Source organism: Mycobacterium sp. pUA109, assembly GCF_041287095.1.
GTDB lineage: Bacteria > Actinomycetota > Actinomycetes > Mycobacteriales > Mycobacteriaceae > Mycobacterium.
This window is the reverse complement of record NZ_JBGGKS010000018.1, coordinates 64,690-76,356: the sequence shown is the minus strand read 5'-3', so window position 1 is coordinate 76,356 and position 11,667 is coordinate 64,690. Positions and strand designations below refer to the sequence as shown.

The window sequence follows — 11,667 nt, the reverse complement described above, 5'->3', positions numbered from 1 at the left end:
ACCTACCGGTCCAACGCATAGATATGATCCGATTAATCATCGAGAGTGAACAATCATGAATCTTCAGCAGCTCCGGTACGTGATCGCGTTGGCGGACGTGCAGAGCTTCACCAAAGCCGCCGAGAGCCTGTTCATCGTGCAGTCGGCGTTGAGTCAGCAAGTGCGCAAACTCGAAGACGAGCTCGGCGTCCAACTGTTCGAACGCACCACGCGGACGGTTTCGTTGACTTCCGCCGGCGAGGCGCTGCTGCCGCTGTTCCAGCAGGTGCTCGCCGGCGTGGACCAGATCAAGATCGATGCGCAGGCGATGAGCGGAGTCATCGCGGGTCGCCTCACGGTGGGCATCATGGAGGTGCCCTCCGAGAATCTGGATGTCGCCGCCCTGATGGCGACGTTTCACGCCCGCTATCCCGACGTCCGGGTGACGTTGCGCAGCGGCGGCAGCGACCTGCTGGTTAACGCCATCCGGGACCGCAAACTCGATGTCGCGATCGTCGGGTCAAACGCCGTCGCCGCTGGCCAGCTCGTCTTTATCCCATTGTTCGTCGAGCCGCTGGTCGCGGTCTTGTCGGCCCAGCAGCCGCTGGCGGCCAAATCGTCGGTGTCGCTGCGGGAGCTTGCGGACCTGCCGTTCATCGACTTTCCGCCCGGCTACGGGCTCCGCCACGAAACCGACCGCGGATTCACCCAGCTGCCGCGACGGGTCGCCTTCGAAGTCACCCGCGTCGAAGAGGTCATCCAGTTCGCTCGCAAGGATCTCGGGGTGGCGCTGTTGCCGGAGTCCGTCGCCCGGTCGCGTGCCGACGGTGATCCGGATTTGGCCATTCTGCCGCTGCGGGGCGCCGACCTGCATCGGCAGGTTCACCTGGTGACGCCGGGCGGCACCGGCTCGGCGGCCTGCCGAGCATTCCTGCGCTGCGTCACCGAGCATGTTGGTCAGGGCACACGGTAACAGCGGTTTCGTTCACCGCAATTCAAACCATTGTTCGGTCGCGGACGTGGTTCTACCGTCGCACACGACTGTGCCGCAGTGTTGCCGGCGCGACCACGTCTGCCCAAACCAGCAAGAGGATTACCCAACCTGTGAGCCAGTCCAGCATCCTGCCGTTGGCATCGCCGACGCGGCCACGCTCGGCTTGGGCGGCGATGCGGGTCGCCTCGCCGCTGGCGCTGCTCGTGCTGTGGCAACTGGGCAGCGCAGTCGGCGTGATCCCGCAGAATGTGCTGCCGGCGCCGTCACTGATCGCGGAGGCCGGCTGGGAGCTGCTGCGCGACGGGCAGCTGGCCGACGCGCTGCGGGTATCGGGGGCCCGGGTGGCCGAGGGCCTGCTGCTGGGCGGCCTGATCGGCACCGGACTCGGTATCGCCGTGGGGCTCTCATCGTGGTTCGAAGCCGTCGCCGACCCCCCGCTGCAGATGATCCGCGCGCTGCCGCACCTGGGCCTGATCCCGCTGTTCATCCTGTGGTTCGGCATCGGCGAGCTGCCCAAGGTGCTGCTGGTGGCACTCGGCGTGATCTTCCCGCTGTACCTGAACACGTTCTCCGCGATCCGGCAGGTCGACCCCAAGCTGTTTGAAACCGCTCGGGTGCTGGGCTTTTCGTTCTGGCAGCGGCTGACAACCATTATCATTCCCAGCGCGACACCCCAGGTGCTGGTGGGGCTGCGCCAATCGTTGGCCGCTGCCTGGCTGACGCTGATCGTCGCCGAGCAGATCAACGCCGACAAGGGGGTCGGCTATCTGATCAACAATGCACGCGACTTCCTGCGCATCGACGTGATCATCTTCGGGCTGATCGTCTACGCCCTGCTCGGCATCATCACCGACGCGATCGTGCGGGTCCTGGAACGCCGAGCAGTGAGGTACCGATCATGACCGTGACCGCCGAACATTCCGACGTCCGCGCCACCACCGTTGCCGCGGAGCTGCGCCAGGTGCATAAGTGGTACGGCGAGCACCACGTGCTCGACGATGTGTCGCTGCGGATCGGTCGCGGCGAAATCGTCGCACTGCTGGGCCGCAGCGGATCCGGTAAGTCAACGGTGTTGCGGGTACTGGCTGGGCTGTCGGGAGACCATACCGGCGAGCGCGTCGTCGCTAGCCCGCCCGCGCTGGCATTTCAGGAGCCGCGGCTGTTCCCGTGGCGCAAAGTGCGCACCAACGTCGGCTACGGCTTGACCCGCAGCCGGCTTGCCCGCGCCGAGGTCGTTGCCCGGGCCGACGGGGCGCTGCGGGATGTCGGCTTAGCCGACCGCGCCGACTCGTGGCCGCTCACCTTGTCCGGCGGTCAGGCACAACGCGTTTCGCTGGCCCGCGCCCTGGTGGCCGAACCCGAACTGCTGCTGCTCGACGAACCATTCGGTGCGCTGGACGCGCTGACCCGGCTGAGCATGCACACCCTGCTGTTGCAGCTGTGGAGCAGACACGGTTTCGGGGTGTTGCTGGTCACCCACGACGTCGATGAGGCGGTCGCGCTGGCCGACCGGGTGCTGGTGCTCGACGCCGGACGGGTCGTGCATGAACTCGACATCACCGACCCGCGCCGGCCACCGGGCGATCCGCTGGCCAGGACCGACCACTACCGCGCCGTGCTGCTCGACCAGCTCGGCGTGCGGATTTAAGGAGATCGATGACGCGACGACGTTATCCGGCAGTTCTTGTGGCCGTCGCCGCCCTGCTGTTAGCGGCGTGTGTCTCCCGCCAGCATGGCACCGGGCCCCAGCCGGCCCCGTCCGCGGTGCCGCTGTCGGAGTTGGCCGGTCTGACCTTGAACGTGGGCGATCAAAAGAGCGTGGGCACCGAGGCGATACTGCGCGCCGCCGGCGCGCTCGACGGCCTGCCGTACAAGGTCACCTTCTCCACGTTTTCCTCCGGGCCGCCGATGGTCGAGGCCGCCACCGCCGGCAAGATCGACTTCTCGGTCACCGGGGACACCCCGCCGATATTCGGCGCCGTTGCCAACGCCCGGATCAAGGTGGTCACCGCATTTGACGGCGGCGGGCCCGGTGACCAGATCTTGGTGCACACCGATTCGGCGATCGGATCCGTCGCCGATTTGCGCGGCAAGACCATCGCGCTGGCCAAGGGTAGTTCGGCGCACGCCAACGTGCTGGACCAGCTGGACAAGGTCGGTTTGAAACCCGACGACGTCCACCTGGTGTTTCTGCAGCCCGCCGACGCGTTGTCGGGTTTCCGCAACGGCCAGGTCGACGCGTGGGCGGTGTGGGATCCCTATACCGCCCAAGCCGAGCAGCAGCTGCCGGTGCGTGGACTCGTCGCGCGTAAACACAAGTACTCGTTCGGCATCGCGTCCGACCAGGCGCTGGCCGACCCGAAACGCAACACCGCCCTGGCTGACCTGGTGGCGCGCTACGCCAAGGCCGCGGTCTGGGCGCGCGAACATCCCCAGGAGTGGGCCGCGAAATACGCCCAGTCCGCCGGCATCGATCTCGCCGTCGCGACCGTCGCCCAGGGCCGCACCCTGCGGCAGCCGATCCCGCTGGACGACACCGTGGTCGCGGCGGAGCAGCGCCTGACCGAGTTGTTGGCGTCCTCCGGCCAGATCCAGTCCGCACCACGGTTTGCCGACTGGGTGGACCGCCGCTTCGATAACGCCCCGGAATCCCGTTGATCCACTACCGATAGGACGTTCGTGACCGCCAAGTTTTTCTGGTTCCTGCCCACCAACGGCGACAGCCGCTCGATCGTCGGTGCTTCACACGCCTCAACCCACCACACCATTCCGGACGGGTACCGCGAGCCCAGTCGCCGCTACCTGGCCGAAATAGCCCGCGCGGCGGACCGCCTCGGCTACGAGGGCGTGTTGACCCCCACCGGAACCTGGTGCGAGGACGCCTGGTTGACCGCGTCGGCGCTGCTAGCCGAAACCGAGCGGCTCAAGTTCTTGGTGGCGTTCCGGCCCGGGCTGGTGCCGCCGACGCTGGCGGCGCAGCAAACCGCCACCCTGCAACGGTTCTCCGAAGGCCGGGTATTGCTCAACGTCGTCAGCGGCGGTGACGACACCGAACAGCGCCGCTTCGGTGACTGGCTCGGCCACGACGAGCGCTATGCCCGCACCGCCGAGTTCCTGCGGATCGTCACCTCGATCTGGGCACAAGAATCGGTGGACTTCACCGGCGAGCACTACCGAGTTCAGGACGCGCGGGTGTCGGCGCCACCGGATCCGCTGCCCGGCATCTACTTTGGTGGCTCCTCGGCGGCCGCCTTGCCGGTCGCGGCCGAGTTCGTCGACGTCTATCTGACCTGGGGGGAGCCCCCGCAGGCGGCCGCCGCCAAGATCGAGAAGGTGCGTGCCCTGGCCGCCGCCCGCGGCCGCGACATCCGGTTCGGCATCCGGCTGCACACCATCAGCCGCGACACGTCGGCGGCGGCGTGGGCGGTCGCCGACGAACTGGTCGCAGAGTTAAGCCCGGAGCAGATCGCGAAAGCCACCGCGCTGCACGCGCGCTCGGAGTCCGAGGGGCAGCGCCGGATGACCGCGTTGCACGGCGGCCGCGTCGACAAGCTGGAGATCTACCCGAACCTGTGGGCGGGGGTGGGTCTGGTCCGCGGTGGTGCTGGCACCGCGCTGGTGGGCAGCCACGAGGAAGTCGCGAACCTGATCTGGGAGTACTACTCGCTGGGATTCGACGAGTTCATCCTGTCCGGTTACCCGCATCTGGAGGAGGCGTACTGGTTCGCCGAAGGCGTGCTGCCGATCCTGCGCCGCAAGGGTGTCGCCTAGTACCCGCGAGCAGACGTAAAAGCCCCCAAATCCCCGCCGATTTGGGGGCTTTTGCGTCTGCTCGCGCGGCACGCTGCAATCGTGGTGCGCGTAACCCTGGCCGGACGCACCGCGATACCGCTTACTGGTCAGATGGTTTCGTCTGCACCCGTCGCCACCCTCCCCGATTACACCGGCACCGCCGACGAGACGTCGGCAACGACGCTGCGGACATCGCTGGTGGCCAGCCTGCTCGGTACCACCATCGAGTGGTACGACTTCTTCCTCTACGCCACCGCCGCCAGCATCGTGTTCAACCACGCGTTCTTCCCGGCTCGCAGCTCGTTCGTCGGCACCATGCTGGCGTTCGCCACCTTCGCCGTCGGGTTCCTGGTCCGCCCGATCGGCGGGTTCGTGTTCGGCCACGTCGGTGATCGCATCGGCCGCAAAAAGACGCTGGCGCTGACCATGGTCCTGATGGGCGGCGCGACGGCGCTGATGGGTGCGCTACCCACCGCCGCCCAGATCGGGGTCGCGGCCCCAATCCTGCTGCTGGTGCTGCGGATCATCCAGGGGTTCGCGCTCGGCGGCGAGTGGGCCGGCGCGGTCCTGCTGGCCGTCGAGCACAGCCCCCGGCGCCGTCGTGGCGTGTTCGGCAGCATTCCGCAGATCGGACTGGCGCTCGGACTCGCGCTGGGCACCGGGGTATTCGTGCTGCTGCAGCTGGCGCTGCCGCCGGACGCGTTCGACGCCTACGGGTGGCGGCTGGCATTCGCCTTCAGCATTGTGCTGGTGATCGTCGGCGTGCTGGTGCGGTTACGGGTGACCGAGACACCCGCCTTCGAGCGGATCCGCCACCAAGACCAGCGGTCCGCGGTGCCGCTGCGGGAGATCTTCCGGCCGCCGACGTTGCGCAACACGCTGCTGGGCCTGCTGTCCCGCTGGGCCGAAGGCACCGCGTTCAACACCTGGGGCGTGTTCACCATCTCCTACGCCACCGCGACGCTGCAGCTGGGCAAGGTGCCGGTATTGGTGGCGGTGACCGTCGCCGCCCTGGTGATGGCGGTGCTGCTGCCGCTGTCGGGGATGTTGACCGATCGTTTCGGCGCCGCGGCGGTGTACGCCAGCGGTATCGCCGCCTACGGATTAGCGGTGTTCCCCTGCTTCGCGCTGTTTCACACCGGCAGCATCACCTTGTATGCGGTCGGCATGGTGGTGGCGTTCGGGGTGATCCACGCCTGGTTCTACGGGGCGCAAGGCACCCTGTACGCGTCGCTGTTCCCGACCCGGACCCGGTACACCGGGCTGTCGACGGTCTACCAGCTCTCCGGGGTGTACGCGTCCGGGCTGACCCCGCTGGTGCTGACGGCGTTGGTGGCCGCCGACCACCAACGCCCCTGGTATGCCTGCGGTTACCTCGCCGCGACCGCGGCGATCAGCGTGCTGGCCACCCTGCTGCTGCGGCCCCGGCCGTAGCGTGTTGAGATTGCGCCGGTGGTCGCGAATTTCCGAAAACCACGACCCTACACGCAATCTCAACGTCTGGCCCGGTCTGCCGCCCGGGGCTAATCGAGCACGTGGTAGGCGGCGTCGACCATCGACAGCGGGCCGTTGCCACGTTGGCGCGCCTTCCCGGTGATCCGCAGCAGTTGCCCCGGGGCGATATCGGCGCCGTAGCCGGGCTGCAACATGACCCGCACGTCCCCGCTGTCGTCGCCGACCACGATCCACCGGAACGTTCGTCGCCGCTTGGTGATGTCCTCGACCTGGCTGACCCGCCCCTCAATGGTGGCTCGCCGGCCCGGGATCAGGCCCTCCACCGCGATCACCGCCGAGGAACGCTCCGGGTGCTCGTAGGCTTGGACGCTCTGCTGTTCACTGCGGGAAATCCGGGCCTGGATCTTGGCGACTTCACGCGCCACCCGCTGCTCGAACATGTCCGGATACGCCTGCGCGATCCGCGACTGCACGTCGTAGGGGACGATGGTCGCCGCCGCGTCGGGGATCCGGCTGATGGCGCGGGCGATCTTGTCCGCGGTGCGGTCGTGCAGCAACCGACCCAGCAACGGCGCGTAGGTCCGACGCGGCAGCAGCACCGTCACGTTGGTGTCCGGGTGCTCCTTCAGCGCCCGAGCGACAAGTTCTTGGGCAGCCCTGGTGATTTGCCGATCGGGGCAGTCGACGACACGCAACCGGGTGTCCAGCCCGAAATGATCCCAGCGCTTGCGCAACAGCGCCGCGTGGGACGCGTCGACCATCAAATGCACCGCGATCAGTTCGTCGGCCCGCAGCCCCCGCCCGTAGCGCAGCGCCTCGAGCACCGCCAGATCGACGGCGTTCACGAGGACAAACACCCGGTGGCGGGCATATTTGGTCAGCTCCGGGCGGTCGGTGCGGAACATCTCCAGAATGGCGGCCTCGGCGCGGTATTCGCGGTTCAGCCGGGTCAACGCGAACACCAGCAGCGGGAAGACCACCACCACCAGCCAGGCGCCCTCGGTGAACTTCGCCACCGCGAAGATCCCCACGATGATTGTCGACAAGATGCCCGCGGAGAAGTTGATCGCCAGCTTGTGCCGCCAGCCGCGCTGACGGTGGGTGAGATGGTGCTTGGTCATCCCGTACCCGGCCATCGCGAATCCGGTGAACACACCGATTGCGTAGAACGGCACCAGCGCGTTCACCGAACCACCCGTGACCACCAGCAACGCCACCGACAGTGCGGTGAGCACGATGATGCCGTTGGAGAACACCAGGCGGTAGCCGCGTTTGGTCAGCTGCCGGGGCAGGAAACGGTCCTCGGCGACAAAGTTGGCCAGCGCCGGGAACCCGTTGAAGCTGGTGTTGGCGCCGGTGAACAAGATGGCCGCCGTCGACGCCTGGACCAGGACGTACAGCACGTTGCCGAGGATCCCGTGGCCGAACACCGCGCGGGCGATCTCCGAGAGCATCGACGGGTATTCGTCGATGTACGGGGTGGCGTGGGTGACGTGGGCCAGATAGGCGACACCAGCCAGCAGAAACCCGAGGATGCAGGCCATTGCGGTGAGCACCCGGCGGGCGTTGAGGCCTTCCGGTTTCCGGAAGACGTTGACGGTGTTGGAGATCGCCTCGACCCCGGTCAGCGACGAGCCCCCGTTGGCGAACGCCCGCAGCAGCACCAGGATCGTCGCGCCCATCACCAGCCCGCCGCCCTGATGCACCGGCACCGCCCCGGCGATGTGCTCGGGGTCGTAGGTCGGCAAGCCGCCGAACACGCTGCGCGTCACCCCGACGACGATGACCAGCGCGATCATGACCACGAAGGAATAGGTGGACACCGCGAACGGCAGCCCCGCTTCCCGCAATCCGCGCAAGTTGGCGTAGCAGATCAGCAGCACCACCGCCACGGTGATTTCCAGGCTGTAGGGACCCAGCGCCGTCAGCGCCGACACCACCGCCACCGTGCCCGCCGCCGCCTGCACCGCCACGGTGACCACGTAATCGATCAACAGGGCCGCGGCGGCAACCTGGGCGACGCGGGGCCCGAAGTTCTCCCGCGCCACCACATAGGAGCCGCCGGCTCGGGTGTAGGCGATGACGACCTGCCGGTAGGAGGCGGCCACCAACACCAGGATCAGCAAGATGACCCCGGTGATCGGCAGCAGCAGCGCGAACGCGGCCAGCCCGGCATGCGGCAACAGCTCGATCATGATCTGCTCGGGGCCGTATGCGGTCGATGAGATGGCGTCGGGTGACAGCGCGCCCAGCGCGACCGGGTTGGACAACCGCTCGGATTTCAACTCCTCGGTGATCAGCGGTTTGCCGAGGAAGACGCGCTTGACGACGTCGCTGATCGCGACCGGGATGCGCGGCTGGGCCGACGAGGATGTCATAACCGCCCATCCTTGTCGCCCAGTGGCCAGTTATTGCACGCGTTTGGCGAAAAAGCGTGCGATAAGTGGCCGCCCGGCGCCAGGTCAGGACTGTTGCGCCCGGGCCTCCCAGATCACGTTGAGCGAGTTCGGGGTGTCCTCGAAGCGGCTGCCGTTCAGGTACAGCACCGGCGTGTCCGGCAGCCCGGCCGCGGCGGCGTCGATGTCGTCGTCCTCGATGCGCGCCAACCCGACTCCGGCGGTGACATCGTGCAAAAACCGGCGGGCGTCCACGTCGGTGCGCTCGGCGAGGTCGGTCAGCGCCGCCTCGTCCAGGTCGCCGCGGTGCGCGACCAGCGCGTCGTGCATGGGCCAGAACCGTCGTTGGTCGGCGGCGGCTTCCAGCGCCAACGCCGCCGTCGCGGTGTCGTCATCGTAGGTGTGGTGCCGGAACACCACACACACCGCGTCGCCCATCCGGCGGCGCACGTCGGACAGCAGCACCGCGGTGCGCTTGCGGTAGGTGTCGTCCATCGCCGCGTACACCACCAGGGCCGTCGCCGCGGCGGCGTCCCCACGGATGTGGTCCCGGCCGCGCTGGATGGGCCGTTGCAGGGTGAGACCGGCCGGGGTGGGCAGCGGCTTGACGCGTTCACCGAGCCGAAACACCAGCCACGCCAACCCAAACGCCAGTAGCGAGGCCAACAGCACACCGGTGCGGGCGTCGTCTTTGGCCACTCGGTCGGCGAATGCCAGATCGGCGACCAGCAGCGAGATGGTGAAGCCGATCCCCGAGACGGCGCCCACCCCGGCGATGCGCGGGAAGTCCAGCCCCGGCGCCCGCGCCGCCGGAACGAAGTACATCACCAGCTGCGCCGCCCCGGCGATGCCGATCAGTTTGCCGACCACCAGGCCCAGCACGACGCCCCAGGTGATGGCGGAGGTGACCGACCCTCGAATCCCCGCCCCAGACAGCGATACCCCGGCATTCGCCAACGCGAAGACCGGCACCACAACGTAGTTCACGTACGGCGCGAGCAGGTCCGACAGCCGCTGGTTCAACGGCACGGCGTGGGCCAGGCTCATCCGCGCGTACCGGGCGCTGCGCGCCTCCGGCGCCTGCTGGTAGAGGTGCGCGAACGCGGTGGCGCCGGCCACGTCGCGGTCGCGGGGCGGATAGACCGGGATCAGCAGCGCGACCAGGACACCGGCCAGGGTGGCGTGAATCCCCGATTCCAGCACGGCGATCCAGGCCCCGACACCGACCACCAGATACGGCGTCACCCGCCACACCCGGTAGTGCCGCAACACCCAGATCCCGGCCAGCGCGACGGCGGCCACCGCCAGGGCCAGCAGATCCAGGCGTTGGGTGTAAACCCCGGCGATCACCAGCAGCGCGGCGATGTCGTCGACCACGGCCAAGGTCAGGATGAAGACGCGCAACCGCGGCGCGTTCTTCGGCCCGACCAGCGCCAGCACCCCCAGCGCGAACGCGGTGTCGGTGGAAATCACCACCCCCCAACCGTTTACCGCACCGGTGCCCCAGTTGAGCGCCATGTACAGCACCGCGGGCAGCACCAGGCCGCCCACCGCCGCCACCACCGGCAGCATGGCTTGCTCCCGATCCCGCAGCTCCCCGACGGCGAACTCGCGGCGAACCTCCAGCCCGATCGCGAAGAAGAACACCGCCATCAGGCCTTCGTTGACCCATTCGACCAGCGGTAACGCCAGGTGCAGCGGGCCGGCGAGGACGCCCAGCTCGGTGTGCCAAAGTCCGTCATAGCTGGCGCTGAGGTTGGCCCAGACCACCGCGGCCACGGTGGCGATCAGCAAGGCGACGGCCGGCAGGGTTTCGCCGCTGAACCGTTTGGAAATTTCGATGCGGCGACGTAATGAGGCGGACAGCGGAATGACGTGCGGAGACGGATTCACGCTTTGCAACTCACCTCAACGACCACCGGGTTTCACCGGTCATCCTATCGGTCGGCGCGGAGCTGGGCTAACCGTCGTGCGCCGCCAGCCGACGCGCCGCGGCGGCGATCCGCTCGTCGGTGGCGGTGAGCGCCACCCGCACATGCCCGGCGCCGCCGGGGCCGTAAAACTCGCCGGGGGCCACCAGAATGCCGCGCTGCGCCAGCCACCCGGCCGTGTCACGGCACGCCTCGCCCCGGGTCGCCCACAGGTACAGCCCCGCTTCGGAGTGCTCGACGGCAAACCCGGCCGCCCGCAGCGCCGGCAGCAGCACCGCGCGGCGGCGCGCGTAGCGGTCCCGCTGCTCGCGCTCGTGGGCGTCGTCGTCCAGCGCGGCGACCATGGCCGCCTGCACGGGAGTGGGCACCATCATCCCGGCGTGCTTGCGCACCGCCAGCAGCTCGGCGACCAGGTGCGGATCCCCCGCGACGAAGCCGGCGCGGTACCCGGCCAGCGACGAACTCTTCGACAGCGAATGCACGGCCAACAGCCCGCGGTGGTCGCCGCCGCAGACCGACGGGTGCAGCACCGACACCGGCGTGGTGTCCCAGCCCAGCCCCAGGTAGCACTCGTCGGAGACCACCAGCGCGCCGCGGTCGCGGGCGGCGGCGACCGCCGCGCGCAGCTGCTCGACGTCCAGCACCCGCCCGGTCGGGTTGCTCGGCGAGTTCAGGTACACCAGGGCCGCCGGCTGGCTCGGCGCGTCGGCGCGCAGCACCTGCGTTCCGGCCAGCCGGGCCCCCACCTCGTAGGTCGGGTACGCCAGCTCCGGCACCACGACGACGTCGTCGGCGCCCAACCCGAGCAGGGTGGGCAGCCAGGCGATGAGCTCCTTGGTGCCGATCACCGGTAGCACTGCCGCCTCGGTGAGCCCGGTGATGCCGTACCGGCGGTCCAAGGCCGAGACCGCCGCCTGCCGCAGCGCCGGGGTGCCCGCGGTGGCCGGATAGCCCGAGGCGGCGCTGGCCGCGGCGAGCGCGTCGCGGATGACCGGCGCGACCGGGTCGACCGGGGTGCCGACGGACAGGTCGACGATGCCGTCGGGATGGGACCGGGCCAGCGCGGTCGCGTCGGCCAGGGTGTCCCAGGGAAACTCCGGCAATGCCGCCGACACCGGCC

General features: G+C 68.7%; 9 protein-coding genes. 6 read left to right on the top strand and 3 right to left on the bottom strand.

Annotation, left to right across the window (positions count from 1 at the left end; translation table 11 throughout):
- The first annotated feature begins 55 nt into the window (after positions 1-55).
- From ACAG26_RS20085 to ACAG26_RS20060, 6 genes are all read left to right on the top strand, one after another.
- Positions 56-952 carry a LysR family transcriptional regulator gene (locus ACAG26_RS20085; RefSeq protein WP_370484825.1) on the top strand — a complete coding sequence of 299 codons (897 nt, stop codon included), beginning with the start codon at positions 56-58 and terminating at the stop codon, positions 950-952.
- Positions 953-1,146: 194 nt separating this feature from the next.
- On the top strand, positions 1,147-1,875 hold the full coding sequence (locus tag ACAG26_RS20080; RefSeq protein WP_370484863.1) for an ABC transporter permease: 729 nt from the start codon (positions 1,147-1,149) through the stop codon (positions 1,873-1,875).
- Complete coding sequence (locus ACAG26_RS20075; protein ID WP_370484824.1) at positions 1,872-2,621, top strand: ABC transporter ATP-binding protein; 750 nt, start codon at positions 1,872-1,874, stop codon at positions 2,619-2,621. Before ACAG26_RS20080 ends, ACAG26_RS20075 begins: the two co-directional genes overlap by 4 nt.
- An 8-nt stretch (positions 2,622-2,629) precedes the next feature.
- The gene (locus tag ACAG26_RS20070; RefSeq protein ID WP_370484823.1) at positions 2,630-3,631 is read left to right on the top strand and encodes an ABC transporter substrate-binding protein; all 1,002 of its coding nucleotides are present in this window, start codon (positions 2,630-2,632) and stop codon (positions 3,629-3,631) included.
- Between the two features lie 21 nt (positions 3,632-3,652).
- Complete coding sequence (locus ACAG26_RS20065) at positions 3,653-4,744, top strand: LLM class flavin-dependent oxidoreductase (protein ID WP_370484822.1); 1,092 nt, start codon at positions 3,653-3,655, stop codon at positions 4,742-4,744.
- Positions 4,745-4,876: 132 nt separating this feature from the next.
- A complete protein-coding gene (locus ACAG26_RS20060; RefSeq protein WP_370484862.1) occupies positions 4,877-6,199 on the top strand; it encodes an MFS transporter in 1,323 nt (440 codons plus the stop codon).
- Between the two features lie 89 nt (positions 6,200-6,288).
- Here the strand turns inward: ACAG26_RS20060 and ACAG26_RS20055 are convergent, their stop codons facing one another.
- From ACAG26_RS20055 to dapC, 3 genes are all read right to left on the bottom strand, one after another.
- A complete protein-coding gene (locus ACAG26_RS20055; protein ID WP_370484821.1) occupies positions 6,289-8,598 on the bottom strand; it encodes an amino acid permease in 2,310 nt (769 codons plus the stop codon).
- Between the two features lie 84 nt (positions 8,599-8,682).
- Positions 8,683-10,509 carry a Na+/H+ antiporter NhaA gene (gene nhaA / locus ACAG26_RS20050; protein WP_370484820.1) on the bottom strand — a complete coding sequence of 609 codons (1,827 nt, stop codon included), beginning with the start codon at positions 10,507-10,509 and terminating at the stop codon, positions 8,683-8,685.
- Positions 10,510-10,576: 67 nt separating this feature from the next.
- Positions 10,577-11,662, bottom strand: coding sequence for a succinyldiaminopimelate transaminase (dapC, locus tag ACAG26_RS20045; RefSeq protein ID WP_370484861.1), 1,086 nt, complete (start codon positions 11,660-11,662; stop codon positions 10,577-10,579).
- Positions 11,663-11,667: the final 5 nt, after the last annotated feature.

Coding starts and splice junctions, on each gene's coding strand:
- ACAG26_RS20085 (WP_370484825.1), top strand. CDS start 56: ATGAATCTTCAGCAGCTCCGGTACGTGATCGCGTTGGCGGACGTGCAG.
- ACAG26_RS20080 (WP_370484863.1), top strand. CDS start 1,147: ATGCGGGTCGCCTCGCCGCTGGCGCTGCTCGTGCTGTGGCAACTGGGC.
- ACAG26_RS20075 (WP_370484824.1), top strand. CDS start 1,872: ATGACCGTGACCGCCGAACATTCCGACGTCCGCGCCACCACCGTTGCC.
- ACAG26_RS20070 (WP_370484823.1), top strand. CDS start 2,630: ATGACGCGACGACGTTATCCGGCAGTTCTTGTGGCCGTCGCCGCCCTG.
- ACAG26_RS20060 (WP_370484862.1), top strand. CDS start 4,877: ATGGTTTCGTCTGCACCCGTCGCCACCCTCCCCGATTACACCGGCACC.
- ACAG26_RS20055 (WP_370484821.1), bottom strand. CDS start 8,598: ATGACATCCTCGTCGGCCCAGCCGCGCATCCCGGTCGCGATCAGCGAC.